The organism is Streptomyces vilmorinianum, from assembly GCF_005517195.1.
In the GTDB taxonomy this organism is placed as follows: domain Bacteria; phylum Actinomycetota; class Actinomycetes; order Streptomycetales; family Streptomycetaceae; genus Streptomyces; species Streptomyces vilmorinianum.
In genome coordinates this window covers 6,686,043-6,710,839 of sequence record NZ_CP040244.1, presented here as the reverse complement: position 1 = coordinate 6,710,839, position 24,797 = coordinate 6,686,043, and the positions used below count along the sequence as shown (strand labels likewise).

Annotated in this window: 26 protein-coding genes and 1 riboswitch; of the genes, 13 read left to right on the top strand and 13 right to left on the bottom strand. The window is 72.3% G+C overall.

From position 1 onward, the window contains the following. The first annotated feature begins 128 nt into the window (after positions 1-128). Together FDM97_RS31070 and FDM97_RS31065 are read left to right on the top strand one after the other, a co-directional pair. A complete protein-coding gene (locus tag FDM97_RS31070) occupies positions 129-407 on the top strand; it encodes a hypothetical protein (RefSeq protein WP_137993823.1) in 279 nt (92 codons plus the stop codon). Beyond that, positions 407-1,597 (top strand): glutathionylspermidine synthase family protein, encoded by a 1,191-nt coding sequence (locus FDM97_RS31065; RefSeq protein WP_137995133.1) that lies wholly within the window; start codon positions 407-409, stop codon positions 1,595-1,597. Before FDM97_RS31070 ends, FDM97_RS31065 begins: the two co-directional genes overlap by 1 nt. A gap of 84 nt (positions 1,598-1,681) precedes the next feature. Here FDM97_RS31065 and rocD read toward each other — a convergent pair whose 3' ends face one another. After that, the gene (gene rocD / locus FDM97_RS31060; RefSeq protein ID WP_137993821.1) at positions 1,682-2,887 is read right to left on the bottom strand and encodes an ornithine--oxo-acid transaminase; all 1,206 of its coding nucleotides are present in this window, start codon (positions 2,885-2,887) and stop codon (positions 1,682-1,684) included. Between the two features lie 108 nt (positions 2,888-2,995). Continuing rightward, positions 2,996-3,084: riboswitch (ZMP/ZTP riboswitch) on the top strand. Positions 3,085-3,200: 116 nt separating this feature from the next. On the opposite strand from rocD, the gene FDM97_RS31055 reads away from it, so the two are divergent. After that, positions 3,201-4,466 carry a serine hydroxymethyltransferase gene (locus FDM97_RS31055; protein WP_137993819.1) on the top strand — a complete coding sequence of 422 codons (1,266 nt, stop codon included), beginning with the start codon at positions 3,201-3,203 and terminating at the stop codon, positions 4,464-4,466. Between the two features lie 43 nt (positions 4,467-4,509). Here the strand turns inward: FDM97_RS31055 and FDM97_RS31050 are convergent, their stop codons facing one another. Further along, positions 4,510-5,319, bottom strand: coding sequence for a hypothetical protein (locus FDM97_RS31050; RefSeq protein ID WP_137993818.1), 810 nt, complete (start codon positions 5,317-5,319; stop codon positions 4,510-4,512). Next, positions 5,312-5,896, bottom strand: a complete 585-nt coding sequence (locus FDM97_RS31045) for an RNA polymerase sigma factor (protein ID WP_137993817.1) — start codon at positions 5,894-5,896, stop codon at positions 5,312-5,314. Before FDM97_RS31045 ends, FDM97_RS31050 begins: the two co-directional genes overlap by 8 nt. 56 nt (positions 5,897-5,952) lie before the next feature. On the opposite strand from FDM97_RS31045, the gene trpS reads away from it, so the two are divergent. Further along, positions 5,953-6,966 carry a tryptophan--tRNA ligase gene (gene trpS, locus FDM97_RS31040; RefSeq protein ID WP_137993815.1) on the top strand — a complete coding sequence of 338 codons (1,014 nt, stop codon included), beginning with the start codon at positions 5,953-5,955 and terminating at the stop codon, positions 6,964-6,966. A gap of 94 nt (positions 6,967-7,060) precedes the next feature. Continuing rightward, a complete protein-coding gene (locus FDM97_RS31035) occupies positions 7,061-7,651 on the top strand; it encodes a 2'-5' RNA ligase family protein (RefSeq protein ID WP_137993813.1) in 591 nt (196 codons plus the stop codon). A 27-nt stretch (positions 7,652-7,678) separates the two neighbouring features. On the opposite strand, the gene FDM97_RS31030 is transcribed toward FDM97_RS31035, so the two are convergent. Both FDM97_RS31030 and FDM97_RS31025 read right to left on the bottom strand, forming a co-directional pair. Beyond that, positions 7,679-8,434: a decaprenylphospho-beta-D-erythro-pentofuranosid-2-ulose 2-reductase gene (locus tag FDM97_RS31030; RefSeq protein ID WP_137993812.1), complete on the bottom strand. Its 756-nt coding sequence runs from the start codon at positions 8,432-8,434 to the stop codon at positions 7,679-7,681. A gap of 25 nt (positions 8,435-8,459) precedes the next feature. Beyond that, the gene (locus tag FDM97_RS31025) at positions 8,460-9,824 is read right to left on the bottom strand and encodes an FAD-binding oxidoreductase (RefSeq protein WP_137993810.1); all 1,365 of its coding nucleotides are present in this window, start codon (positions 9,822-9,824) and stop codon (positions 8,460-8,462) included. A gap of 169 nt (positions 9,825-9,993) precedes the next feature. On the opposite strand from FDM97_RS31025, the gene FDM97_RS31020 reads away from it, so the two are divergent. The 3 genes from FDM97_RS31020 (at position 9,994) to FDM97_RS31010 (ending at position 12,545) form a co-directional block, all read left to right on the top strand. Then, positions 9,994-10,593 (top strand): phosphatase PAP2 family protein, encoded by a 600-nt coding sequence (locus FDM97_RS31020; RefSeq protein WP_137993809.1) that lies wholly within the window; start codon positions 9,994-9,996, stop codon positions 10,591-10,593. A gap of 91 nt (positions 10,594-10,684) precedes the next feature. After that, complete coding sequence (locus tag FDM97_RS31015; protein ID WP_254705987.1) at positions 10,685-11,560, top strand: decaprenyl-phosphate phosphoribosyltransferase; 876 nt, start codon at positions 10,685-10,687, stop codon at positions 11,558-11,560. 79 nt (positions 11,561-11,639) lie between these two features. Beyond that, positions 11,640-12,545, top strand: coding sequence for a YihY/virulence factor BrkB family protein (locus FDM97_RS31010; RefSeq protein ID WP_137993808.1), 906 nt, complete (start codon positions 11,640-11,642; stop codon positions 12,543-12,545). Here FDM97_RS31010 and FDM97_RS31005 read toward each other — a convergent pair. Then, entirely contained in the window at positions 12,475-13,740 is a 1,266-nt protein-coding gene (locus tag FDM97_RS31005) for a D-alanyl-D-alanine carboxypeptidase family protein (protein ID WP_254705812.1), read from the bottom strand. The two genes, FDM97_RS31010 and FDM97_RS31005, sit on opposite strands and share 71 nt — an antisense overlap. A gap of 118 nt (positions 13,741-13,858) precedes the next feature. On the opposite strand from FDM97_RS31005, the gene FDM97_RS31000 reads away from it, so the two are divergent. The 3 genes from FDM97_RS31000 (at position 13,859) to FDM97_RS30990 (ending at position 17,344) form a co-directional block, all read left to right on the top strand. Next, positions 13,859-14,104, top strand: coding sequence for an SCO4848 family membrane protein (locus FDM97_RS31000; RefSeq protein WP_137993805.1), 246 nt, complete (start codon positions 13,859-13,861; stop codon positions 14,102-14,104). 12 nt (positions 14,105-14,116) lie between these two features. Next, the gene (locus FDM97_RS30995; RefSeq protein ID WP_137993804.1) at positions 14,117-15,595 is read left to right on the top strand and encodes a metallophosphoesterase; all 1,479 of its coding nucleotides are present in this window, start codon (positions 14,117-14,119) and stop codon (positions 15,593-15,595) included. Positions 15,596-15,787: 192 nt separating this feature from the next. Beyond that, positions 15,788-17,344 carry an ABC transporter substrate-binding protein gene (locus FDM97_RS30990; RefSeq protein ID WP_137993803.1) on the top strand — a complete coding sequence of 519 codons (1,557 nt, stop codon included), beginning with the start codon at positions 15,788-15,790 and terminating at the stop codon, positions 17,342-17,344. 100 nt (positions 17,345-17,444) lie between these two features. Here FDM97_RS30990 and FDM97_RS30985 read toward each other — a convergent pair whose 3' ends face one another. From FDM97_RS30985 to FDM97_RS30975, 3 genes are read right to left on the bottom strand one after another with little or no spacing between them, the layout of a single operon-like run. After that, the gene (locus FDM97_RS30985) at positions 17,445-18,260 is read right to left on the bottom strand and encodes a TetR/AcrR family transcriptional regulator (protein WP_432816263.1); all 816 of its coding nucleotides are present in this window, start codon (positions 18,258-18,260) and stop codon (positions 17,445-17,447) included. A gap of 11 nt (positions 18,261-18,271) precedes the next feature. After that, positions 18,272-18,703, bottom strand: a complete 432-nt coding sequence (locus FDM97_RS30980; protein ID WP_137993801.1) for a thiol-disulfide oxidoreductase DCC family protein — start codon at positions 18,701-18,703, stop codon at positions 18,272-18,274. A gap of 7 nt (positions 18,704-18,710) precedes the next feature. Next, positions 18,711-19,160 (bottom strand): hypothetical protein, encoded by a 450-nt coding sequence (locus tag FDM97_RS30975; RefSeq protein ID WP_137993800.1) that lies wholly within the window; start codon positions 19,158-19,160, stop codon positions 18,711-18,713. A 135-nt stretch (positions 19,161-19,295) separates the two neighbouring features. Between FDM97_RS30975 and FDM97_RS30970 the strand changes: the two genes are divergently transcribed. Further along, on the top strand, positions 19,296-20,099 hold the full coding sequence (locus FDM97_RS30970; RefSeq protein WP_175439297.1) for an alpha/beta fold hydrolase: 804 nt from the start codon (positions 19,296-19,298) through the stop codon (positions 20,097-20,099). 7 nt (positions 20,100-20,106) lie between these two features. On the opposite strand, the gene FDM97_RS30965 is transcribed toward FDM97_RS30970, so the two are convergent. Both FDM97_RS30965 and FDM97_RS30960 read right to left on the bottom strand, forming a co-directional pair. Continuing rightward, positions 20,107-21,114, bottom strand: coding sequence for a hypothetical protein (locus FDM97_RS30965; protein WP_137993799.1), 1,008 nt, complete (start codon positions 21,112-21,114; stop codon positions 20,107-20,109). A 45-nt stretch (positions 21,115-21,159) separates the two neighbouring features. After that, on the bottom strand, positions 21,160-22,413 hold the full coding sequence (locus FDM97_RS30960) for an MFS transporter (RefSeq protein WP_137993798.1): 1,254 nt from the start codon (positions 22,411-22,413) through the stop codon (positions 21,160-21,162). An 86-nt stretch (positions 22,414-22,499) separates the two neighbouring features. Between FDM97_RS30960 and FDM97_RS30955 the strand changes: the two genes are divergently transcribed. Then, a complete protein-coding gene (locus tag FDM97_RS30955; protein WP_137993796.1) occupies positions 22,500-23,066 on the top strand; it encodes a MarR family winged helix-turn-helix transcriptional regulator in 567 nt (188 codons plus the stop codon). 15 nt (positions 23,067-23,081) lie between these two features. On the opposite strand, the gene FDM97_RS30950 is transcribed toward FDM97_RS30955, so the two are convergent. Together FDM97_RS30950 and FDM97_RS30945 are read right to left on the bottom strand one after the other, a co-directional pair. Continuing rightward, on the bottom strand, positions 23,082-24,152 hold the full coding sequence (locus FDM97_RS30950) for a serine hydrolase domain-containing protein (RefSeq protein WP_137993795.1): 1,071 nt from the start codon (positions 24,150-24,152) through the stop codon (positions 23,082-23,084). A gap of 75 nt (positions 24,153-24,227) precedes the next feature. Continuing rightward, the gene (locus tag FDM97_RS30945; RefSeq protein WP_137993794.1) at positions 24,228-24,740 is read right to left on the bottom strand and encodes a hypothetical protein; all 513 of its coding nucleotides are present in this window, start codon (positions 24,738-24,740) and stop codon (positions 24,228-24,230) included. Between the last annotated feature and the right edge of the window lie 57 nt (positions 24,741-24,797).

The following is a 24,797-nucleotide window of genomic DNA, read 5'->3' as shown; positions in this document are numbered from 1 at the left end:
CGAAGTCCCGGGGCCGAGGATCCCGGCGCACAAATCAGCCCGAAGAGCACAAAGGAACTCTCGTGCGAGAGCGTCGGGGCACCGGCCTAAACTGTGCGGTCGCGACCACGCGATGGGGAGGCTGATTCATGCGCAGGCTGAGGTCGAGCACGGTCGTGCTCGGCGGTATGGGAGTGCTCGCGGCGACGATCACGTCCTGCGGCTCCGAACCCGACAAGCGGTGTGTCGACCCGCTGACCCGCGAGAAGCTGCCGAGCTACGAGTGCGACAGCGGCAGCGGCAGCTCGACCCGCGGCTCGTACTACTACGGCGGCCGGGTGAGCGACAACAAGGTCAGCGGCGGCAGCTTCGACAAGACGGCCGTCGACACCGGTGGCTTCGGATGCTCGGGATCCGGCGGCGGCTGATGGAGCGGCACACGATCGAACCCCGGCCCGGCTGGCAGCAGACCGTGGAGGAACAGGGGCTCGTCTACCCCCTCACCCGCTACCCCGACGGCTCCCTGCGCCCGTACTGGGACGAGAGCGCGTACTACTCCTTCACGCTGCCCGAGGTCGAGGCGCTGGAGGAGGTCGTCGAGGAGCTGCACGCCATGTGTCTGGCGGCGGCCGCGCACATCGTCGAGAAGGACCGTTTCGCCGATCTCGGTCTCACCGACCCCCGGCTCGCCTCCCTCGTGGCCGATTCCTGGCGCCGCCGGGACGAACTGCCCTCCCTCTACGGCCGGTTCGACCTCCGCTACGACGGTACGGGCCCGGCCAAGATGCTGGAATGCAACGCCGACACGCCGACCTCGCTGGTCGAGGCCGCCAGCCCGCAGTGGTTCTGGATGGAGGAGCGCTTCCCCGGCGCCGACCAGTGGAACTCCCTCCACGAGCGGCTCGTCGACGCCTGGAAGCGGCAGGCCCACCTGTTGCCGCCGGGCAGCCCGGTGCACTTCGTCCACTCCGACGGCGACGAACTCGGAGAGGACCTGATGACGGTCGCGTACCTGCGCGAGACCGCCCAGCAGGCCGGGCTCGACACGGAGGCGCTCTCGGTCGAACGCATCGGCTGGGACCGGCTCTCGGGACGGTTCGTGGACGACCGGCTCCGGTTCATCCGCAGCTGCTTCAAGCTCTACCCGTGGGAGTGGCTGACCACCGACCGCTTCGGCCCGTACGTCCTGGACACCCTCGACAACGGCGGCGGTACGGGCACGACCTGCTGGATCGAGCCCGCCTGGAAGATGCTCCTGTCCAACAAGGCGCTGCTCGCGGTGTTGTGGGAGCTCTACCCCGGCCACCCGAACCTGCTGCCGGCCTATCTGGACGGCCCGCGCGAACTGGCCGCGGACACGGGCCCCGGCTACGTCGCCAAGCCGCTCCTCGGCCGCGAGGGCGCGGGCGTCACGGTCCATGAGCCGGGCGCTCCCGCCGTCGTACGCGAAGAGCCCTGCTGCTACCAGGAGTTGGCCCCGCTGCCGGACTTCGACGGCAACCGGGTGGTGCTCGGCGCGTGGGTCGTCGAGGACGAGGCGGCGGGGCTCGGGATCCGGGAGTCGGCAGGTCTGATCACGGACGAGTACGCCCGCTTCCTGCCGCACGTCATCCTCTGAAGCCGGTCCGGGGCGGTGCGGGTCCGGGGCGCCCGAGAAGGGCACCCCGGACCCCTGCCACCGGTCCCGGTCCCGGTCCAGGTCTCAGTCCGAGAGCACCGACCGCAGCTGCTCCAGACCCCAGTCCAGGTCCTCCTTGCTGATCACCAGCGGAGGAGCGATCCGGATCGTCGAACCGTGCGTGTCCTTCACCAGCACACCCCGGTCCATCAGCTTCTCCGAGATCTCCCGGCCCGTGCCCCGGGACGGCGCGATGTCCACACCGGCCCACAGGCCGCGCCCGCGCACCGCCTCGACCGCGCCCCCGCCCACGAGCAGCCCCAGCTCGGCGTGGAGATGCTCGCCCAGCTCGGTCGCCCGCTGCTGGTACTCCCCGGTGCGCAGCATCGCGATCACCTCCAGGGCCACCGCGCACGCCAGCGGATTCCCGCCGAACGTCGACCCGTGCTCACCCGGCCGGAACACCCCGAGCACATCGCGGTCCGCCACCACCGCCGACACCGGGATCACGCCGCCGCCCAGCGCCTTGCCCAGGATGTACACGTCCGGGACCACGCCCTCGTGCTCGCACGCGAAGGTCCGCCCGGTCCGGCCGAGGCCCGACTGGATCTCGTCCGCCATGAACAGCACGTTCCGCTCGCGGGTCAACTCCCGCACCCCGCGCAGATACCCGGCCGGCGGCACCAGAACGCCCGCCTCGCCCTGGATCGGCTCCAGGAGCACCGCCACCGTGTGGGCCGTGACCGCGGCCTCCATCGCCGTCAGATCGCCGTACGGGACGATCTCGAAGCCCGGCGTGTACGGGCCGTAGTGGTCGCGGGCCTCGTGGTCCGTGGAGAAACTGACGATCGTCGTCGTCCGGCCGTGGAAGTTGTTCGCCGCGACCACGATCTTCGCGTGCCCGTCCGGCACGCCCTTGACCTCGTACCCCCACTTCCGGGCGGTCTTCACGGCCGTCTCGACCGCCTCCGCGCCCGTGTTCATCGGCAGGACCATGTCCTTGCCGCACAGCTCCGCGAGGCGCGTGCAGAACTCCGCGAACCGGTCGTGGTGGAACGCCCTCGACGTGAGCGTCACCCGCTCCAGCTGCGCCCGCGCGGCCTCGATCAGCCGCCGGTTGCCGTGCCCGAAGTTGAGTGCCGAGTATCCGGCGAGCATGTCGAGATAGCGGCGCCCCTCGACATCGGTCATCCATGCCCCGTCCGCCGAGGCGACGACGACGGGCAGGGGGTGGTAGTTGTGCGCGCTGTGCGCCTCCGCGGAAGCGATCGCGTCTTGCGTACTCGACACGGGATCTCCGTTCGTCCTGCGGCCCAGGGGGTGGGTGTGGCCCCTTTCTTATCGTCGCTCGGATGATGGACGAAGAAACCTGGGTGACGGCGCGCCCGCTAGGCTGGAAACACGCACGGCGACTGGCGTACGGGGAAGCGACCCCGGGGGAGCCGTGCGCGGCAGAACACGAGATGCCGCCCGCCTGGGCATCGCGGGAAAGAGACAGTTCCCGTGTGGATGCCGCCCCACGGGACCACCCCGTCCCGCGTGGTGCCGCCCCTCCACATCGAGCAGCACCCCCGGGATCCGCCGATACGCCCGGAGGAACGCCATGAACGCCACCCCCCATCCCGCACTCGCCGCCACGGACCCCGAACTCGCCGCGCTCGTCGGCGCCGAGGAGCGGCTGCAGGCCGAGACGCTGCGGCTGATCCCCAGCGAGAACTACGTCTCCCAGGCCGTGCTGGAAGCCTCCGGCACCGTCCTGCAGAACAAGTACAGCGAGGGCTACCCCGGCCGCCGCTACTACGAGGGCCAGCAGAACATCGACCAGATCGAGACCCTCGCCATCGAGCGCGCGAAGGGCCTCTTCGGCGTCGACCACGCCAACGTCCAGCCCTACTCCGGCTCCCCCGCCAACCTCGCGATCTACCTCGCCTTCGCCGAACCCGGCGACACCGTCATGGGCATGGCCCTGCCGATGGGCGGCCACCTCACCCACGGCTGGGGTGTCTCCGCGACCGGCAAGTGGTTCCGGGGCGTGCAGTACGGCGTACGCAAGGACAACGGGCTCATCGACTTCGACCAGGTCCGCGAGCTCGCCCTCAAGGAGCGCCCGAAGGTGATCTTCTGCGGTGGCACCGCGCTGCCCCGCACGATCGACTTCGCCGCCTTCGGCGAGATCGCCCGCGAGTCCGGGGCCGTGCTCGTCGCCGACGTCGCCCACATCGCCGGCCTGATCGCGGGCGGCGCCCACCCTTCCCCGGTCCCGCACGTCGACGTCATCTCGACGACCACCCACAAGACCCTGCGCGGCCCGCGCGGCGCGATGCTGATGTCCCGTGAGGAGCACGCCAAGGCCCTCGACAAGGCCGTCTTCCCCGGCCTCCAGGGCGGCCCGCACAACCAGACCACCGCCGCCATCGCCGTCGCCCTGCGCGAGGCGGCCCAGCCCTCCTTCCGTGACTACGCCCAGGCGGTCGTCGCCAACGCCAAGGCCCTCGCCGAGGCGCTGCTCGCCCGCGGCTTCGACCTGGTCTCCGGCGGCACCGACAACCACCTGATCCTCATGGACCTCACCCCCAAGGAGGTCCCCGGCAAGGTCGCCGCGAAGGCCCTCGACCGGGCCGGGATCGTCGTCAACTACAACACCGTCCCCTACGACCCCCGGAAGCCCTTCGACCCCTCCGGCGTCCGCATCGGCACCCCCTCCCTCACCTCTCGCGGCCTCGGTACGGAACACATGGCCCAGGTCGCCGACTGGATCGACCGCGGTGTCGCCGCGGCGGGCGCGGGCGACGAGGACGCCCTCCTCACGATCCGCGCGGAGGTCGCGGACCTCATGGCGGCCTTCCCGGCCCCGGGCCTGCCCGTCTGATCCGCTGATCCGGTAACCCGCTGATCCGGTCGGCCGGGCCGCGTCAGCCGGCCGACTCCGCCGACTCCGCCGTCCTGCGGGCCTCCTCCCGGTCCGCCACACCCTCCAGCCGGAGCGTGAGCGCGCCCCCGTTCCTCGTCCAGAGGAGCGTGGGGCCCGCCGTGCGGACCGCGTGGGTCCACACCGAGCCGCTCGCGTCCGTCATCGGGAACGTCAGGAGATGCGGGGTCGCGAACCAGTAGCCCTGCTCGCCGTCCGGCAGGTCGACCCACTCCGGATGCGTCCGGACCTGCTTGGCGAAGCCGATGTCCAGCCGCGCCGGGAACTCGTCGAGCCGGATCGCCCGGCGGCCGTCGCCGTCGCCACCGCCACCGCCACCGCCGTCGCCACGCCAGCACAGGCTGATCACCGCCCGCCCCCGCTCGGCCGAACCCGTCACCGAGACCGCGTCCGGGGTGCCGAGCGCGCTCGGTATCAGCGGCTCGAACCCGGCCCTGCCCGCGGCCTCCGCCAAGGGCACGGGATCGGGGCACCCCGGCACCGCCGCTCCCGGGCGGGGGCGCGCCCCGGGGTCGTAGCGCACCTCGACCCCGCCGAAGCCGAACCAGTCCGCCACCGTCGCCCGGACCGGGGGCGTGAGCACCAGAACCACCAGGACCCCGGAGAGGGCCGCGAGCAGGGCCTTCCAGCGCCTGCGCAGAGACGCGAACCGCCGCCGGGGGACCGGCGTCGGGACCTGCTCCGCCAGGAGCTGAGCGAGCACCCGCTCGGCCATCGTCTCGCCGCCCACGTCCGGCACCTTCAGATGGCGCCCCAGCTCCCGAAGCTCCTCGGGGAGCCGTTCCTCACTCATGCCCGTCACCTCCCTCCAGCACCAGTCCGAGTTTTTTCAGCGCCCGGCTCAGCCGGGACTTCACCGTCCCCCGCGGCCAGCCCAGCGCCTGCGCGGTCTCCGTCTCGTCCAGCTCCAGCAGATACCGGTGGATCACCACCTGCCGGTGGTCCTCGCCCAGCCCGTCCAGCGCCGCGAGCAACCGCCGGCGCCGCTCGTCCTCCTCCAGGGCGAGTGCCGGATCCGCCGCGTCCGGTATCAGCGGCTCGCCCGCCAGCAGCTCCGCCTCCCGGCCGGCGACCGCCCGCTGCCGCCCCGCAGCCCGCACTGTGTTCCTCGTCTCATTGACCACGATCCGCAACAGCCACGGCCGGAACGCCGAGCCCTCCTTGAACCGCCCCAGCGCCTGATACGCCTTGAAGAAGGCCTGCTGCACCACGTCCTCGGCCTCCGCGCCCGCGCCGCACGCCACGGCCGCCCTGAGCGCGACCGCCGTGTGGGCGCGGACCAGCGTCGCGTACGCCTCCGCCTCCCCGGCGCGCACCCGTGCGATCACCGCCTCCTCGTCGACGATCAGGCCCCCCTCCCGCGTCCTCACACTCTTGATACACCGGCAGTCCGGGATCGGTTCCCACACCTGAGAGAATGAGGAACATGGCCTCGAATCGTCCTCGCGCGCTCTCCGGCATCCAGCCCACCGCGGGCTCGTTCCACCTCGGCAACTACCTCGGTGCGATCCGTCAGTACGTCGCGCTGCAGGAGACCCACGACGCCTTCTACATGGTCGTGGACCTGCATGCCATCACGGTTCCGCAGGACCCCGCCGAGCTGCGCGCCAACACCCGGCTTGCCGCCGCCCAGCTGCTCGCCTCCGGCCTCGACCCGGAGCGCTGCACCCTCTTCGTACAGAGCCACGTCCCCGAGCACGCACAGCTCGGCTGGGTCATGAACTGCCTCACCGGCTTCGGCGAGGCCTCCCGCATGACCCAGTTCAAGGACAAGTCCGCCAAGCAGGGCGCCGACCGTGCCACCGTCGGCCTCTTCACGTACCCGATCCTCCAGGTCGCCGACATCCTGCTCTACCAGGCGAACCACGTTCCGGTCGGCGAGGACCAGCGCCAGCACATCGAGCTGACCCGTGACCTCGCGGAGCGGTTCAACAGCCGCTTCGGCGAGACGTTCACCGTCCCGGAGCCGTACATCGTCAAGGAGACCGGGAAGATCTACGACCTCCAGGACCCGACGATCAAGATGAGCAAGTCGGCGTCCACCCCCAAGGGTCTGATCAACCTGCTCGACGAGCCGAAGGTGACGGCGAAGAAGGTCAAGAGCGCGGTCACCGACACGGACACGGTCATCCGCTTCGACCCCGTGAACAAGGCCGGCATTTCCAACCTGCTCACCATCATGTCCACGCTCACCGGGACGGCCGTCGCCGACCTGGAGAAGAGCTACGAGGGCAAGATGTACGGCGCCCTGAAGACCGACCTGGCCCAGGTCATGGTGGACTTCGTCACGCCGTTCCGTGCCCGTACGCAGGAATATCTGGACGACCCGGAGACGCTGGACTCGGTCCTGGCCAAGGGCGCCGAGAAGGCCCGCGCGGTCGCCGCGGAGACCCTGGCGCAGACGTACGACAAGGTGGGCTTCCTGCCCGCCAAGCACTGAGTCCAAGGACCCTGGCCACAGGGGTGGTGCAGGCCGCACACTGGCGGCTGCACCACCACGTGCCCACCACCCATCGACGACGGAGGAGAACGACGTGGGGACCGTAACGCTCGGCGTTTCGATCGCGGTCCCGGAGCCCTACGGCAGCCTGCTCCAGGAGCGGCGCGCGGGCTTCGGGGATCCCGCCGCGCACGGCATCCCCACGCACGTCACGCTCGTCCCGCCGACCGAGGTCGACGAGGAGCGGCTGCCCGCGATCCAGGCGCATCTCGCCGAGGTCGCGGCCGGCGTCCGCCCCTTCCCGGTCCGGCTGAGCGGCACGGGAACGTTCCGTCCGCTGTCGCCCGTCGTGTACGTCCGGCTCGCGGAGGGTGTCTCGGCCTGCTCCTGGCTCCAGGAGCGGGTACGGGACGAGTCCGGGCCGCTCGTACGCGAGCTGCAGTTCCCGTACCACCCGCATGTGACGGTGGCGCACGGCATCGCCGAGGAGGCGATGGACCGGGCGTACGAGGAGCTGGCCGACTTCGAGGCGGCCTGGACCTGCTCGTCCTTCGCGCTCTACGAGCAGGGCCCGGACGGGGTGTGGCGCAAGCTCCACGCGTACGCCTTCGGCGGCGACCGTACCGTCACCGCGGTCCCGGCGCAGGGCAGCCCCGTCGACACCCCGACCCCCACGGCCGGCTGAGCCCCCGGGGCCGAAGGCCCCGCCCGCTCACACCGGCAGGCGCCGGAACAGCGGCCTCGGCACGTGCCGCAGCGCCGACATCACCATCCGCAGCGCTCCCGGCACCCACACCGCCTCCGAGCGCCGCCGCAGCCCCAGCTCGATCGCCGTGGCGACCGCCTCGGGAGTGGTCGCCAGCGGCGCCTCCTCGAGACCGGCCGTCATCCTCGACCGGACGAATCCGGGCCGTACGACCATCACGTGCACCCCGGTCCCGTACAGCGCGTCCCCGAGCCCCTGGGCGAACGCGTCGAGACCGGCCTTGGACGAGCCGTAGATGAAGTTGGCGCGGCGGGCGCGCTCGCCGGCCACCGAGGAGAGCACCACCAGCGAGCCGTGCCCCTGCGCCTGCAGCGCCGCCGCGCAGACCAGACCCGCCGAGACCGCCCCCGTGTAGTTGGTCTGGGCGACCCGGACGGCGGCGAGCGGATCGGCCTCGTCGTGTGCCTGGTCGCCGAGGATCCCGAAGGCGAGCAGCACCATGTCGATGTCGCCCTCGGTGAAGACCTTGCCGAGCCGCTCCGCGTGCGACTCGGTGTCGAGCGCGTCGAACGGGACGGTGTGCACCTCCGCTCCCAGCGCCCGCAGCGAGTCGGCGGCGGCCGTGAGGTCGGGGGAGGGGCGTCCGGCGAGCCAGACCGTACGGGTGCGGCGGGCGATCAGCCGGCGGGCGGTGGCGAGCCCGATCTCGGAGGTGCCGCCGAGGAGAAGCAGGGACTGCGGGGTACCGAAGGCGTCCTTCATGACGATCAAACTCCTCAGAGAGCAATCACAGGGCGAGACGACGGGAGAGGTCCGAGGTGAAGACGGAGCGCGGGTCGAGTGCGGCGCGCAGCGCCCGGAAGTCGGCGAGCCGCGGATACATCGCGTCCAGGAGCTCCGGCCGCAGCCGGGAGTCCTTCGCGAGGTAGACCCGCCCGCCCGCGCCCGCGACCTCCTCGTCCAGCTCGTCGAGGAACGCGCCGAGCCCGGAGAGACGGGCCGGGATGTCGAGCGCGAGCGTCCAGCCCCGCACGGGGAAGGAGAGCCAGCCCGGGTCGGCCTCGCCGAAGCGCTTCAGGACGGCGAGGAACGACGGGCAGCCGCGGCGCGCGATCCGCTTCACGATCCGGTGCAGGGTGGCCTCCTGCCCGTGGCCGACGACGAACTGGTACTGCACGAAGCCGCCGCGCCCGTAGATCCGGTTCCAGTGCGGGACGCCGTCCAGGGGGTGGAAGAAGGTGGAGATCCGCTGGAGTTGGCCGGTGCGGCGGCGCGGGGCCCTGCGGTACCAGAGTTCGTTGAAGAGGCCGACGGTGGTGCGGCCGAGCAGCCCCTCGGGGACGAGCGCGGGCGCGGCCGGCAGCTGTCCGGGGCGGAAGGCGAGCGGGGCGCGGCGGGCGCGGCGGTCCCGTACGGGGATCGCGGCGTACGGGGCGTGGTCGCCGCGGGTGAGGACGGAGCGGCCGGTGGCGGCGCCGCGGGCGAGCAGGTCGATCCAGGCGACGGAGTAGCGGTAGCGGTGGTCGCCGTCGGTCAGCCGGGCCATCAGGTCGTCGAGGTCGGTGGCGCGTTCGGTGTCGACGGACATCAGCGAGGTCTCGACGGGCAGCAGCCGGAGCGTGGCGGAGAGGATCACCCCGGTCAGGCCCATGCCGCCGGCGGTGGCGTCGAAGAGGTCGGTGCCGGGGACGACGGTACGGATCTCCCCGTCGGCCGTGAGCAGGTCGAGGGAGGCCACATGGCGGGTGAAGGAGCCGGAGACGTGGTGGTTCTTGCCGTGGATGTCGGCGCCGATCGCGCCGCCGACGGTGACGTACCTCGTCCCCGGGGTGACGGGGACGAACCAGCCGAGCGGGAGCAGCACCTCGATCAGCCGGTGCAGGCTGACACCGGCGTCGCACACGACGAGGCCCTCGACGGCGTCGACCGAGCGGATGCGGTCGAGGCCGGTCATGTCGAGCACCGAGCCGCCGGCGTTCTGCGCCGCGTCGCCGTAGGCGCGGCCGAGGCCGCGGGCGATGGAGCCGCGGGCACCGCAGGCGCGGACGGTTTCGGACGCCTCCTCGTAGGTACGGGGGCGGTGCACGCGCGCGAGGGTGGGGGCGGTGCGGCCCCAGCCGGTGAGGGGTTCGACGTCGGTGTGGGCAGCCATGGAGGCGACCGTATCGCCCGGTATACAAGTTATGCCGGGTTTGACCTTCGGTTCGCCGAATGGGTGATTAAAGGAGTGTCAGGAAAGATTGCCGTGCGGTCGCCGACGCGCCGGGTCAGAGTCACCTCTGGTTGACCGGAATGGTGCCGGGACCGGGGAGGCGGAGTCGATGCGAAACGCGGACTGGGCCGGGGCCGAGAGGAGACTCCTGGCCACGCTGCGCGCCTGCGGGCGCCGCGCGCCGGTCGCGACGGCCGCCCGCGCGCTGTCCTTCGGCGGTGAGCACGGCGCCCTGTGGCTCGCGGCCGGGCTCGCGGGCGCGGCCGTGGACCGGGAGCGGCGGACCGGCTGGCTGCGCGGTACGGCGCTGATCGCCGGGGCCCATCTGGTGAGCATGGGCGTCAAGCGCGTGGTGCGGCGGCCGCGGCCGGGGACGGTCGAGTACGAGCCCCTGGTCCGCACCGCGGGCCGGCACTCCTTCCCCAGCTCCCACGCGACCTCCGCGGCCGCGGCCGCGGTCGCCTTCGGCGCCCTGCACCCGACGGGCCGCCGCCTCGCCGCCCCGGCGGCGGCCGCGATGTGCCTCTCCCGGCTGGTCGTCGGCGTCCACTACCCGACGGACGTGGCCGCGGGCGCCCTCCTCGGCGCGGCGACGGCGTCCCTGGGCCGCGACTGGCTGCGCACCGCGCCCCGCGCGCGTGGCGCGGTGTCCGGCATGGTGTCCGGGGCTGTGACGGCCCCACGCGCGCGTGGGGGCCGCCGTGGCTGAGCGAGCCGGCGGCGGGGCCGGCGCCGCGGTGCTGGAGAAACCCGTCGCCGTACGGGATCGGCAACGCGGCGGCGGACGGCAGGCGTTCGCCGTGTCGGCCGGTCTGGTACGGACCGCGCGGCCCCGGCAGTGGGTCAAGAACGTGCTCGTCGTCGCCGCGCCCGTCGCCGCCGGCCAGCTCGTCTCCTGGCACACGGCCGCCCGACTCGCCCTGGTCTTCGCCCTGTTCACGGCCGCCGCCTCCGCCGTCTACCTGGTCAACGACGCCCGCGACGCCGCCGCCGACCGCGCGCACCCCGTCAAGTGCCGCCGCCCCGTGGCCGCGGGCCTCGTCCCGGTGCCCCTCGCCTACGCCACCGGGGGCCTGCTCGCCCTGGGAGCCGCCGCCGCGAGCGCGGCCCTGTGCAACCCCATGACCGCCGCGCTGCTCATCGCGTACCTCGTCATGCAGGTCGCGTACTGCCTGCGGCTCAAGCACATCCTCGTCGTCGATCTCGCCGCCGTCACCACCGGCTTCCTGATGCGGGCGATGATCGGCGGGGTCGCGCTCGGGATCCCGCTCTCCCGCTGGTTCCTGATCACCACCGGCTTCGGCGCGCTCTTCATGGTCGCCGCCAAGCGGTACTCGGAGGCCGTGCAGATGGAGAGCGCGCAGGGGGCGACCCGGGCGCTGCTCACCCAGTACACGACCGGATATCTGCGGTTCGTCTGGCAGTTGGCGGCCGGTGTGGCCGTCCTCGGCTACTGCCTGTGGGCCCTGGAGAGCGGGGGCGTCGCCAACGGCTCCCTGCTGCCCTGGCGCCAGCTCTCCATGATCGCCTTCATCCTCGCCGTGCTGCGCTACGCCGTCTTCGCCGACCGGGGCACCGCCGGCGCCCCCGAGGACGTCGTGCTGCGCGACCGGCCGCTCGCGGTCATCGGCCTGGTCTGGGCGGCGATGTACGGCATGGCGGTCACCGACCTGTGAGAGGTCTCGTCATCCCTCTGCGATTCTGGAGAACTCGGACGACCCGGACGACCCGGACACAAAGAGGTGCGCGTACGACATGGACTGGCTGACCAAGCTCCCCGTCATCGGCCCCTGGGTCACCCGGCTCATGCGGACCCACGCCTGGCGCTCGTACGAGACCCTCGACGAAGCCCACTGGACCCGGCTCGCCGCCGCCATCACCTTCATCAGCTTTCTCGCGCTCTTCCCGCTGATCGCCGTCGGCGCCGCCGTCGGTGCCGCGCTGCTCTCCCAGGATCAGCTCGACACCATCGAGTCGAAGATCTCCGAACAGGTCCCGGGCATCTCCGACCAGCTCGACATCGACGGGCTCGTCGCGAACGCGGGCACCGTCGGGCTCGTCGCCGGCGTGCTGCTGCTCTTCACCGGCATCGGGTGGGTCGGCTCGATGCGGGACTGCCTGCGCGCCGTGTGGGGCAAGGACGACGAGGACGAGGGCAACCCCTTCCTCCGGAAGGGGAAGGACGCGATCGTGCTGTTCGGGCTCGGCGCGGTCGGGCTCTGCTCGCTCGCCGCGTCCTGGCTCGGCTCCACCGCCGTCGACTGGAGCGCCGACCAGGTGGGGATCTCCCACAGCGGGGCGGGCGGCATCCTGCTCCAGGCCGCCGCCGTCGCCGTGGCCGCCGCCGCCGACTTCCTCATGCTGCTGTACGTCCTGACGCTGCTGCCCGGCGTCCACCCGCCGCGCCGCCGCCTGGTGGTGGCGGCGGTGATCGGCGCGATCGGCTTCGAACTCCTGAAACTGCTGCTCGGCGGTTATATGCGGGGCGTCGCGGGGAAGTCGATGTACGGCGCGTTCGGCGTGCCGGTCGCGCTGCTGCTGTGGATCAACTTCACCGCGAAGCTGCTGCTGTTCTGCTCCGCCTGGACCGCTACGGGTTCACGCTCTCGTCCGTCCGAGGACGGCGACGGACCAGCTCCGGCAGCGGCCAGCGACGATTGACGAGGAAGACCCCGCCCGCGAGCAGCACCAGGACCCCGCCGGCCACCGCGAGGGCGATCCCGACCCCGCCGGACCTGTTCGCGGCCGCGGACGCCTCGGCCGCCGTACCGGAGGTGGTGCCCGGGGCGTTCTTGCCGGGTGCGGGCGCCGAGCTCGTGTCCGAAGCCGGACCGGTGCGGGCGGACTTCGGCGGGACGAGCTCGCCGACCGGCTTCACCTTCCCGGCCGCCGCGAAGCCCCAGTCGAGGAGCCGCGCGGTCTCCTTGTAGACCGCGTGCTGCTCCTTGGACGACGGGTTCATCACCGTCACGAGCAGGACTTTGCCGTTGCGCTCCGCAACGCCGGTGAAGGTGGAGCCGGCGTGCGTGGTGTTGCCGTTCTTGACGCCCGCGATGCCCTGGTAGGGCGCGACGCCGAAGTCGCCGGTGAGCAGCCGGTTGGTGTTCTGGATCTGGAAGGTCTCGCGCTTCTTGCCCGGCTTCTGCTCGCCGGGGAACGTGGCGCGGGCCGTGGCCGCGTACTCCCGGAAGTCCGCCTTCTGCATGCCGCTGCGGGCGATGAGGGTGAGGTCGTACGCGGAGGAGACCTGGCCCGGGGCGTCGTAGCCGTCCGGGGAGACGACGTGGGTGTCCAGGGCCTGGAGCTCGGCGGCGTGGTCGTTCATGTCCCGCACGGTCTGCGGGATGCCGTTGTTCATGCTCGACAGGACCCGGACGGCGTCGTTGCCGGAGCGAAGGAAGACGCCGAGCCAGAGGTCGTGGACGCTGTAGGTCTGCTTCTCCTTGACGCCGACGAGGCTGGAGCCGCTGCCGATGCCCGCCAGGTCCTCGGGCTTGACCGTGTGGTTCGCCGTCCTGGGGAACTTCGGCAGGAGCGTGTCGGCGAAGAGCATCTTGAGCGTGGAGGCGGGCGCGAGACGCCAGTGGGAGTTGTGCGCGGCGAGCACGGCGCCGCTCTCCGCGTCCGCGACGATCCAGGACCGGGCGCTCAGCTCCTTGGGGAGCACCGGGGCCCCCGGCCCGAGCTGGACCTGGGTGCCGGGCCTGCCGAGCAGCGCGCCGCCGACGGTGGACATCATCGCCGGCGGCTTGGGCTGTTGGTCCTCCTTCTTGTCCGCGTGCGCCGGGGAGGCGGCGACGAGGGGGAGCAGCGCAGCAGCGGTGACCGCCCAAGCGGTCTTCTTCGAAGCAGACACGGTCGAAAACGTACAGGTACGGAAGAGCGAACCGAACCCCACCGGGCGGTTCGCCCCGGGGCGTCCACCCGGACGCCCCGGCGACGGGGCGCGCGGGGCAGGTGGTGATACTGGGGGTATGAAGCTCAGCCGCCCGGTCTCCTGGTTCCTGCTCGCCTTCGGAGTCTGGTCTTGGTTCATCTGGGTCACTTTCGTCAAGAACCTCTCGAACGACGCGAGCGGCCTCGCCTTCGACGACGCCGGTGACCCGACGGCCTACTTCTGGGTTCATCTGCTGCTCGCCATCACGTCCTTTGTCCTGGGGACGGTGGTCGGCGTGATCGGGTTGCGTGGCGTGCGCGCATTGCGTCGCGAACGCGGATAGGGGTTGGGGCGCGTGCTCGTCTTCCTGCTGGTGTTCGTCGTGGTCCTCGCCGTGCTGGGCGGGGTCCACTGGTATGTGTGGCGGCGCCTCGTGCGCGACGTGACGGCGCGGGGGAGCGTGACCCGGCGACTGGGCACGGCGGCCGCCGTCGTCCTTCCGCTCCTGTCGATCGCCGCGCTGGTCTCGGCCCGCGCCGGAGCCCCGTTCTGGCTCGAGCAGACCGTGGCCTGGCCCGGCTACCTGTGGCTGGCGCTGCTCCTGTACATGACCCTGGCCCTGCTGGTCGGCGAGGCGGTACGTCCGCTCCTGCGGCGGTGGCTGGAGTCCCGGGCGGCCGGTCGCACCGCGGGCGACGCGCCCGCGGAGGAGCCCGCCGACTCGGTGCGTACCGCATCGCCGGTCGGTGGCGCGCCGCGTGCGGCGGCCGCGGGCGGACCGGGCCCTGCCGCTCCTGGGCGGCTCGCACCGGCCGGCATCGATGACGACCCGTCGGGAACGACGACGGCGGTGGCCGACGCGGCGGTGGGCGACGCGGCGGTGGGCGACGCGGCGGTGGGCGACGCGGCGGGAGCCGGCCGCCCGGACGCCGGACCGTCCCGGGACGCCCGGGCCCACGACGCCCCTGCCTCCGGGCCGGAGGGGCGCGCCGCCGGCGCCACGCCTGTGTCCCGGCGGCTGTTCGTGTCGCGGGTCGTCGGCGGGGCCGCCGCCGCGGCGGCCGTGGGGACCGTCGGGTACGGGACCTACGGCGTGATGCGCGGGCCGCGCGTCAAGCGGGTCACCGTGCCGCTCGCCAAGGTGCCGCGCGCCGCGCACGGCTACCGCATCGCGGTCGTGTCCGACATCCACCTCGGGCCCGTCCTCGGCCGTGCCCACAGCCGGCGCATCGTCGACGCGATCAACGCCACCCAGCCCGACCTGATCGCCGTCGTCGGCGACCTCGTCGACGGCACCGTCGAGAACCTCGGCCCCGCCGCCGAGCCGCTCGCCCAGCTCCGGGCCCGCCACGGCTCGTTCTTCGTGACCGGCAACCACGAGTACTTCTCCGGCGCCGACGCCTGGGTCGACCACGTCCGTGAACTCGGCCTGCGCCCGCTGCGCAACGAACGCGTCGAGATCGCGGCCGGGTTCGACCTCGCCGGCGTCGACGACATCGCCGGCGAGAGCGAGGGCCAGGGCCCCGACTTCGCCGCCGCGCTCGGCGACCGCGACCGCGCCAAGGCCGCCGTCCTCCTCGCCCACCAGCCGGTCGTCGTCCACGACGCCGTCCGCCACGGCGTCGACCTCCAGCTCTCCGGCCACACCCACGGCGGCCAGCTCTGGCCCGGGAACTTCCTCGCCGATCTCGCCAATCCGACCGTCGCCGGCCTGGAGCGGTACGGCGACACCCAGCTCTACGTCTCCCGGGGCGCGGGCGCCTGGGGACCCCCCGTCCGCGTCGGCGCGCCCTCCGACATCACCGTCGTACAGTTGGCGTCGAAGCAGGCGTGACGGAGCGGTCACTCACCGCTCCGGGTCCGATACGTGCTGCTCAGTCACCCGAAGTCCCCTATCCCGGGACATATACCTGCAGTGTGAAGGTTTACTCTTCCACTTGTGAAATGGGTGTGATTGGGTGGCGCCATCGCGGCATGGCTGGAGGCCGTCGCGGCAGGGGTGGGCTCGAAAAAAGGAAGCACGGCGATGCGGTCGACGGTCCGTCTGCGGATCCTCATCACTTGTGGAGTTCTGGTGGCCGCCGGCGTGGGGGGCTGGCAGCTCCTGCCCTCCGACGACGTCCGGACCGACGCCATCACCGTCGGCACCACCGACGAGGTCACCTCCCTCGACCCGGCCGGTGCCTACGACGCGGGCTCCTGGGCGATGTACAGCAATGTCTTCCAGTCGCTGCTGACCTTCAAGCCCGGCTTCACCACGCCCGTCCCCGACGCCGCCGAGAGCTGCAAGTTCATCGGGGCCAAGCTCACCGCGTACCGGTGCGAGGTGCGCGACGACCTCACCTTCGTGAGCGGCCGCAAGGTCACCGGCGAGGACGTCAAGTACTCCATCGAGCGGATGGTGAGCATCAACGCCGACGTCGGCCCGGCCCCGCTCTTCCAGACCCTCAAGAGCGTCGTGGCCGACGGCCAGACGGTCACCTTCAACCTGAACAGCCGTGACGCGACCTTCCCGCTGAAGCTCGCCACCGGCGCCGGCTCGATCGTCGACCGCACCAAGTACCCGGCCAAGCAGCTGCGCGAGGACACCACGGTCGACGGCTCGGGGCCGTACATCCTCAAGGCGTACAAGCCGGGCGAGCGCGCGCGCCTGGAGCCCAACCCGGCGTACAGGGGCTCGATCGGCAAGGTCGGCGGCCCGGTCGAGGTGAAGTACTTCACCGAGTCCGAGCAGCTCGCCGCCGCCTGGAAGACCAAGGTGATCGACGTCACCCACCGGCAGATGCCGCCGGAGTTCCTCTCCACGGTGGGAAGCAGCACGGACTCCGTCCGGATCACCGAGGCGCAGACCGCCGAGATCCGCAATCTGTACTTCAACGTGAAGTCCGGCTCGGTGATGGCGAAGAAGGCGGTCCGGCAGGCCGTCGCCGCCGTCATCGACCGTCCGGCGATCGTCACCGGCGCCTACCACGGCACGGTCGAGCCGCTGTACTCCCTCATCCCGCAGGGCTTCAACGGCCACAGCACGTCCTTCTACGACGCCTACCCGGAGCCGTCCACGAAGAAGGCCGAGAGCCTCCTCGAGGACGCCGACGTCGAGACCCCGGTGAGCTTCACCCTCGGCTACCGCAAGGACGCCACCTACGCCGCCGAGGCGGCCGAGCTGAAGCGGCAGCTGGAGAAGACCGGCCTGTTCAAGGTCAAGCTCGCCGAGGCGGAGTGGAAGGACTTCCAGAAGGCGTACGTGAAGGGCGACTACGACGCGTACCCCGTCGGCTGGCTCCCCGACTTCCCCGACTCCGACAGCTTCACCGCCCCGCTCGTCGGCTCCGACAACGCCATGCACAACGGGTTCAAGAGCCTGAAGATCGACTCGCTGATCTACGCCACGCAGCAGTACAGCGACCGCGCCGCCGCCGCCAACGACTTCGAGGCCATCCAGGAGGAGGTCGCCGCCGACGTCCCGCTGGTGCCGCTGTGGCAGAAGAAGGACTACGTGCTGGCGACGGAGGAGGTCGCCGGGTCGCAGTACCTCACCGACGGCACGGGCATCTGGCGGCTCTGGGAGCTCGGCTGGATCTAGGTGGCTCCTGACGCGAGGGGCCCCGAGCCGGTGCGTTCGGCTCGGGGCCCCTCGGCGTCAGGTCCCTGGTGTCAGGGCCAGGCCCGCGGTGTCCGCCGGTTCAGGACTCCGGTTCGGTCTTCTTCTTCCCGGAGGACTTCGGCACCGCACGCTTGGGCTTGCCGGAGGCCGCCATGCCCGCCGCCGTCGGCATGAAGTCGGCGAGGAGGTCGTGCGTCTCGCGGACCAGAGGGCGCAGCAGCCGGAAGCGGGAGAGCGAGATCGCCCGGGCGGTGACCGGCGCGAGGCGCTCCACGAGCCGGCGGCTGTTGGCGCATCCCTCGGAGCGGTCGTACACCCAGAACAGCACCAGGCCCATCTGCTGAAGCCACAGCAACTGCGGCAGCGGCTCGGCCAGTTCGGGGTCGATCTTGACCGAGGCGCCGGAGATCACCCGGCGGTGGACGTCGATCGCGGCCTCGCGCGGGCCCTCCGACTCGGGGGAGAAGGGGCTGAGTGGACTGTCCGGATCGGCCGCGTTCTTGAAGAACTGGGCCGCGAACTCGTGGTACGGCTCGGCGATGTCGAGCCAGCCGAGCAGGACCCCGCGGATGCGGGCCGTGAGGTCCTTCTCGTCGCTGTCGAGGATGCCCGCGACGGCCGCCTGGTGGGCCTCGGCGATCTGGTGGTAGAAGCCCTGGACGAGGTGTTCCTTGGAGGCGAAGTAGTAGTACGCGTTGCCGACGGAGACCCCGGCCTCCTGGGCGATCGCCCGCATCGTCGTCTTGTCGTAACCGCGCTCCTTGAAGAGCCGGAGGGCGGTCTCGAGGATGAGCGTGCGGGTCTGTTCGCTCTTCGCGGCCTTGGCCGGGGCCTTCGCCCCGTCGGCGGCGGGCTCGGCGGGCTCGGCGGGCTGCACTTCCTTCACGTCCTTCACAGTCCCCGAGCCTAGCCGGGCGCGCCGGGGAGCTCACACGTCCCGTCCTCGCAGGCCGGTCCGTAGGCCTTGACCGCCTCGCGCCACTTGGCGGCGGCGAGGACGGTCGCCCGGGCGAACGGCTGCCCGGCCGGGGTGGCCAGCCAGTGGGCCTTGGGCCGGTGGTCGGCCAGGGCCCAGAGGCAGACGATCCAGGCGGAGGCTCCGCGGTAGATCTGTCCCCGGTCCCCGATCACGGTGATCTCCTTCAGGGTGGACTCGTGGTCGAGGCCGGGGAAGCGGCGGCGGGCCTCCTGGGAGGCGGCCGGGACGAGGTCGAGCGGGACGAGCTGGCGCTGCCGCAGGAGCCAGTGCCGCAGATGGACACAGAGCGAGCAGTCGGCGTCGTACAGCACGGTCAGGCGGCGTACGGGCGTGACGGGTCGTCCGGCCGGCGTCGTCATGGCCGGCTCACGCCCCGGCGCCGGCGCCGGTCGCGGGCGGTGCCCAGGGGCCGCCGCGGCCGTCCTCCTTGGTCCAGCCCTGCGGGGGCACCGGCGGGACCTGCTCGCGCTCCATCACGCCCCGGCGGCGGATCTTGTTGAGGACGTAGACGTTGCCCAGGTGCATCACGCCGAGGACGAGGAGGACCACGCCGAGCTTGACCGAGAGGGCCTCGAAGAGCGCCCGGGCGTCGGCGACGGCCTCGTCCTGGCTGAGGTAGAGGGCGACGAAGCCGAAGTTGACGAGGTAGAAGCCCACCACCAGGAGGTGGTTCACGGCTTCGGCGAGCTTCTCGTTTCCGTGCAGGACGTCGGCGAGGAAGATCCTTCCGTTGCGGCTGAGCGTACGGGCGACCCAGATGGTCAGGGCCACGGCGATCAGCAGGTAGACGATGTACGCGACGACAGTGAGGTCCATGCCCCACCCTCCCTTGAACACGTTCAAAAGCTGGCGGTCATGACTGTAGACCCTCGTTTGAACATGTTCAAGTGGGGGTCGGTGCTGCCCGAAAAGGGCAGGCGACGTCCGTCACCGCCGCGTAGGGTCGGGCGGGTGACGCTCTCTCATGACCTGGCCGGTGAAGGCCCCTCGACCGTCGTCCTGCTCCACTCCGGCGTGTGTGACCGGAGGATGTGGGACGGGCAGTTCGCGGCCCTGGCGGACGCCGGACAGCGCGTGGTGCGCTGCGACCTCCGCGGCTTCGGCGACACCCCCGTCGACGCCCCGCACACCCACGCCGAGGACGTCCGCGCACTCCTCGACGCCCTCGGCGTCGAACGGGCCGCCCTCGTCGGCTCCTCCTTCGGCGGCAAGGTCGCCCTGGAGCTCGCCGTGCTGCACCCCGAGCGGGTCTCCGCCCTCGCGCTGCTGTGTCCCGCGGTGCCCGGCCACGAGCCGAGCGCCGAGCTGGAGGCCTTCGACGAGCGCGAGGACGCGCTCCTGGACGCCGGCGAGATCGCGGCGGCCGTCGACCTCAACGTGGACTTCTGGCTGGGCCCGGAGGCCGACGCCACCACGCGTGAGCGGGTACGGGAGATGCAGCGGCGCGCCTTCGACGTACAGCTCGCCGCGCCGGAGGAGTTCGACCCGGTCGGCGCGGGCGTCGGACCGGCCGACCTCGCCCGGATCGACGTGCCCGTCCTGGTCGTCTCCGGCGCCCATGACGTCGGCGACTTCCAGGAGATCGCCAAGCGGCTCGCCGCCGCCCTGCCGGACGCCCAGCATCTCCACCTGGACTGGGCGGGCCATCTCCCCGCCCTGGAGCGCCCGGAGGAGACGGCGGGGCTGCTCGTCGAGTTCCTGACCGAGGCGGGCGGCGAGGGAGCCGCTACGGCCGCCGGCGTCCGCGCGTCCTGACCCCGCGCTAGCCGGCCTCCAGCGCCCTGGCGGCCGCGTTGAGGATCGTCCGGCTGCGCGTCTTCTCCCTGACGCGCCCGAGCCACTGGACGGCCTGCTCGCCCCGCGGGCCCTCGAACGCGCCGAGCACGGCCACGGCCGTGGAGGCCAGCGGCCGGCTACGGCAGGAGCCGCCGGAGCCGCCGGAGCCGCCCGAGCCGCCGGGCGCGGTGCCGGCGTGGAGCGCGACGGCGCCGGTCAGCGGGACCGCCCAGTCCGCGTCCAGGTCGAGCGCCGCCCACAGCAGCCCTCGCACCAGGCAGGTGTTGGTCTCGCCCGCGATGTTCGTGCTGCGCGTGTTCCAGACGTTCAGGTCGGGCACCTGGTGTTCGGGCTGGGCGGCGATCCCCTCCAACAGCCGCCGCACCAGCTCGACACCGGCCTCGGTCTCCGCCAGGAGCGCCGAGGCCCGTCTGCGCCACGCCCGGGTGGCCTTCACCTTGTCCACGAGCGCGCAGTGCGCGAGGAACGCGGCCACGCCCCGGCCCGCGAGCAGCTCCGCGTGGGCGGCCCGCATCGCCGGGCCGTACGCGTCCAGCGTGTCGAGCACATGGTGGGGCAGCCGGCCCTCGACGACGGGCGTCTCGCGGCGCAGCAGCGCGTCGATCCGGTCCCGTATCCCCGCGTACTCGTCGCTCCCGGCGTCACGGAGTTCCTCGGCCGCCCGGCGCAGCGCGCGCATCCGGGGCCGGTCGAACTCCTCGGCCTGCTCGGCCGCCGCCAGGGCGATCGGCACGAGCGCCGGGAACGACGCGTGCAGCTCGTGCGGCGCGACGGCGGCATCCGGGCCCACGAGCCGCCCGAGCAGCACGTCCGCCTCCGCCGTCGACCAGCCGAGCCGCTGCGTGGACAGCCGCGCGAGCGCCCGCTCGACGGCGGTGTCCGGATGCCGGCACATCCGCCGATGCAGCAGCAGCGCGCTCTCCCGCCGCCCCGCCGCGTCCAGCCCGCTCTCCAGGCCCGTCGTCTCCACCATGCGTACGACGGTAGGCGGCCCCACTGACAACGCCCGTGCCCGGGCTCAGCGTTCGGCCGTGAACCTCCGTACCCCCGGCACCAGGGCCGTCCCCAGGCAGCAGCCGCCCACGATCACCGCGGCGGCGACCAGCGGGACCTCCGGGCCCCACGCGGAGGCGGCGATCGGGGCGAGGGCGTAGCCCAGCGGCATGGCGGCCAGGGAGAGCAGCCAGTCGTAGGAGGTGACGCGGGCCAGGGCGTGGGCGGGGATCGCCTGCTGGACGGCGGTCTCCCAGACGGGGGAGAGGAAGCCGAGACCGGCCTGGGCGATCCCGTACGCGGCGATGGTGACCGGCGCGGGGGCGGATGCGGCCAGGAGCAGCAGGGGCAGGGCGTAGGCGGCGAGGCCGAGGTTTGCCGTCAGGACGGGGCGCCGGGGGCGCAGGCGGTCGGCGAGCAGGGCGCCCAGGAGGAAGCCCACCGCGCCCACCTGGAGGAACGCCACCCAGACCGCCGTGCCGCCGAGCCGGGTGAGCGCGATCGCCGGGCCGAGGGTCATCAGGACGGCGGCGGCCCCGTTCCAGGCGCTGTGGCCGATGAGGCTGGTCCAGTACCAGTCACGGGACCTGACCTCCCGCCAGCCCTCCTTGAGGTCGGCGCGCAGGGAGCGGCGGGGGATCGGCACGCGGACGACCCGTACGGCGAGCAGGAGTGCGGCGCTGAGCGCGAAGGTGGCAGCGTCCAGGACGAACGCCCAGCCCGCGCCCGCCGTCCAGATCAGCGCGCCGGCGAGGGCGGGCCCGCCGAGGCGGGTGGCGCTCTGGGCCACGCCCATCGCGGCGTTGGCGCGCTGGAGCGCCTCGGGGGCCACCGTTCCCTTGATCAGCGGGGAGCCGGCCGGCATCGAGAACGCGCCGGCCGCGCCGCCCACGACCTCGGCGCCGGCGATGAGCCAGAGGGACGGCTCACCGCTCAGCAACTGGACACCGACGAGGAGTTGGGTGGCGCAGCGGACGAGATCGGTCGTCAGGGCGACCGTACGGGCGTTGAAACGGTCGCCAATCACCCCGCCGACCGGCAGCAGGAGCAGCTTGGGGACCATCGCGCAGGCCAGGACGAGCGCGAGCGCGGAGGTCGAACCGGTGGCCTGCCAGACGGCGATGGCGAGGGCGGGCGGGATGACCGCGTCGCCCAGGAGCGAGAGCGCGCGGCCGGTGAACAGCAGCCGGAAGGAGCGGGTGCGCAGCGGGTGGGGGACGGGCGGGGGTGTGGGCTTGGGCGCGGACACGGACGCCGTGTCGGAAGGAGCGGCAGGCATGACTCGGAGGGTATTTCGGCACCGAATAATTCGTCAACGAATTATTCGGGAGCGAAGGATTCTGGGTGCCGACGTACGATCGACCCATGGAGTCGACCGAGCCCACGGGGCCGACGCAGCGGGACTGGACCGACGAGCACGTGGCCCGCTGGCAGCCCGTCCTGCCCGGCCTCGACCCCGTCGTGGAGGGCGCGGTCACCCGCATGAAGAAGCTCTCCGTCCATCTGCGCCGGGTGCGTGAACAGTCCCTGGTCGACTTCGACCTGGAACGCCACGAGTTCGACACCCTCCACAAGCTCGCCGGCCGCGGCGGCAGCGCCGCCCCCTCCGAGCTGGCCCAGGACCTCGACCTCGCCCCCGCCTCGGTCACCGGCCGCCTGGACGCCCTGGAGAAGCGAGGCTTCGTCCGCCGCACCCAGTCCACGACCGACCGCCGCCGGGTCGTCGTCGAACTCACCGCCTCCGGCCGCGAGACCTGGCTCGGCGCGATGGACGTCCTCGGTCACGAGGAGTACCGCCTGCTCGGCGTCCTCGACGAGGAGGAGCGGACCCTGCTCAACGACATGCTCCGCCGGATCATGGTCGTCGCCGAGGAGCCCGAGGAGCCCGAGGAGCCCGAGGAGCCGGGCGCCACGAAGGCCTGGCACGGCTGACGGGCGCCCGCTCGCCTACGCGTGCCCCTGGAACGCGGCCCTGGCTATCCGCAGGATCCGGTCCAGCTCCTGGTCGGCGTCCTGCCCGGTCGGAAGCGTGGAGTACACCAGGACACGGTCCAGGTCGGGAGTGGCGAACACCCCGCTCGCGTAACCCCGGTTGGACCCCGTCTTGCCCCAGACCAGCGGCCCGCCGCCGGGCAGCCGCGTGTGCGTCAGGCCGCCGTAGCTGAAGCTCGCGCCCGGCACGGGCGGGGTGGTGAACAGCAGCCTCTGCTCGGCGGGGCGCAGCAGCACGCCCCGTATCAGCGCGTTCATGAAGCGGGTCAGATCGGGGGCGGTGGACACCAGCCCGCCCTCGGCCCAGGCCCAGTCGTCGGCGGGCAGGGAGGTGTGCCGCAGACCGAGGGGGCGCAGGACCCGGTCGCGGAGCTCCTCGCCGTACGTCCGGCCCGTCACCTTCTCGACGACGAGGCCCGCGAGGAAGTAGTTGACGCCGTTGTACTGGACGGCCTTTCCCGGCGTCGTCGGGCTCCCGCACGACACCGCGGAGGTCACCACCTCCACCGGCGTGCCGGCCCGGACACACTCCGGCTTCTGCAGGCCGCTGGTGTGGCTGAGCAGCTGCCCGACGGTGATGGGCTCGTACGAGGCGGGCAGCAGTCCCGGCAGGAGCTCCTGGACGGTGTCGTCCAGGGACAGGCGGCCCTCGCCGACGAGTTGGAGCGCGACGGCGCCGGTGAAGACCTTGGTGACACTGCCGACCGCGAACCGCGCGTCCACGGGCCCCGTCCACTCCCCGGCGGTCCCGCTCCACCGCCCCTCACGCCCGGAGACCTTGACCATCGCCCCGCGCACATAGGCGTCGGGCAGGCCGGCGAGGGCGCCACGCAGGGCGACCGGGTCGACCCTGCCGTGCGCGCGGACGGCCACCGAAGAAGCCGCCACCGAAGCCGGCACCGTCACCGGCACCGGTGTGGTGGCGGCTGCCGGGACCGTCGCCCCGATCACGCCGACGAGTGCGGCGCCCGCCGCGACGGCGACCGCCACCGCCCAACGCGCCGTGCTGATCCGTGAGTTCGTCATGGATCAAGGCTCCCGCGCCCCCGCCGCCCCGGCCATCGGGGACGCCCCTGACCGAACCCTGGTACGCCCCCTACGTCACACGCTCAGCGAGCGCGCGTAGTTGAGCTGCCCCATCACCCGGTGCATCGTGTCCGGCCCGGTCGCCGGAATCATCGTCGCGTGGTGCCGGCCCCCGCTGGTCACCGTGACCTGGATGAAGCCGGTCGTCTGCTTCTCCTTCATCAGCAGGAACAGCAGACCGATCAGGCACAGCAGGGCGAAGATGATCGCCAGCACGATCGCGACCGTCGGGATCTTCTCCTCGGTCCGCGACATGTCCATCGCGTTCCACACCGCGCCCTTCAGGGGCATCGCCCCGGCCGGCGTGATGATCTGGTCCCCGACGATCGTGATGTCCCCGAGCGTCAGCAGGGGCGCCGCCCCGGCCGGCGCGGGCGGATACTGCGGCGGCACCGGCACACCGCCCGCGACGGTCGGCTCGTAGCCTCCCGCCTGCGGATGCGGATACCCGTAACCGGGCGCCCCCGCCTGCTGATCCGGCCCCCACTGGTAGTCAGGGCCATCCTTGTAAGGGTTCGGCTCGCTCATCAATCCCCGCTCTCCACAACGACGAAGCCCGCTTCTGCACGCCGAGCGTACAGAAGC

Bases quoted from the DNA above. Each gene is read 5' to 3' on its own strand.
- FDM97_RS30950 (WP_137993795.1), bottom strand. From the start codon at position 24,152: ATGACGAACTCACGGATCAGCACGGCGCGTTGGGCGGTGGCGGTCGCC.
- FDM97_RS31010 (WP_137993808.1), top strand. From the start codon at position 11,640: ATGGACTGGCTGACCAAGCTCCCCGTCATCGGCCCCTGGGTCACCCGG.
- FDM97_RS31025 (WP_137993810.1), bottom strand. From the start codon at position 9,824: ATGGCTGCCCACACCGACGTCGAACCCCTCACCGGCTGGGGCCGCACC.
- FDM97_RS30955 (WP_137993796.1), top strand. From the start codon at position 22,500: ATGGAGTCGACCGAGCCCACGGGGCCGACGCAGCGGGACTGGACCGAC.
- FDM97_RS30990 (WP_137993803.1), top strand. From the start codon at position 15,788: ATGCGGTCGACGGTCCGTCTGCGGATCCTCATCACTTGTGGAGTTCTG.
- FDM97_RS30965 (WP_137993799.1), bottom strand. From the start codon at position 21,114: ATGGTGGAGACGACGGGCCTGGAGAGCGGGCTGGACGCGGCGGGGCGG.
- FDM97_RS31070 (WP_137993823.1), top strand. From the start codon at position 129: ATGCGCAGGCTGAGGTCGAGCACGGTCGTGCTCGGCGGTATGGGAGTG.
- trpS (WP_137993815.1), top strand. From the start codon at position 5,953: ATGGCCTCGAATCGTCCTCGCGCGCTCTCCGGCATCCAGCCCACCGCG.
- FDM97_RS31050 (WP_137993818.1), bottom strand. From the start codon at position 5,319: ATGAGTGAGGAACGGCTCCCCGAGGAGCTTCGGGAGCTGGGGCGCCAT.
- FDM97_RS31055 (WP_137993819.1), top strand. From the start codon at position 3,201: ATGAACGCCACCCCCCATCCCGCACTCGCCGCCACGGACCCCGAACTC.
- FDM97_RS31030 (WP_137993812.1), bottom strand. From the start codon at position 8,434: ATGAAGGACGCCTTCGGTACCCCGCAGTCCCTGCTTCTCCTCGGCGGC.
- FDM97_RS30975 (WP_137993800.1), bottom strand. From the start codon at position 19,160: ATGGACCTCACTGTCGTCGCGTACATCGTCTACCTGCTGATCGCCGTG.
- FDM97_RS30980 (WP_137993801.1), bottom strand. From the start codon at position 18,703: ATGACGACGCCGGCCGGACGACCCGTCACGCCCGTACGCCGCCTGACC.
- FDM97_RS30960 (WP_137993798.1), bottom strand. From the start codon at position 22,413: ATGCCTGCCGCTCCTTCCGACACGGCGTCCGTGTCCGCGCCCAAGCCC.
- FDM97_RS31000 (WP_137993805.1), top strand. From the start codon at position 13,859: ATGAAGCTCAGCCGCCCGGTCTCCTGGTTCCTGCTCGCCTTCGGAGTC.
- FDM97_RS30945 (WP_137993794.1), bottom strand. From the start codon at position 24,740: ATGAGCGAGCCGAACCCTTACAAGGATGGCCCTGACTACCAGTGGGGG.
- FDM97_RS31065 (WP_137995133.1), top strand. From the start codon at position 407: ATGGAGCGGCACACGATCGAACCCCGGCCCGGCTGGCAGCAGACCGTG.
- FDM97_RS31020 (WP_137993809.1), top strand. From the start codon at position 9,994: ATGCGAAACGCGGACTGGGCCGGGGCCGAGAGGAGACTCCTGGCCACG.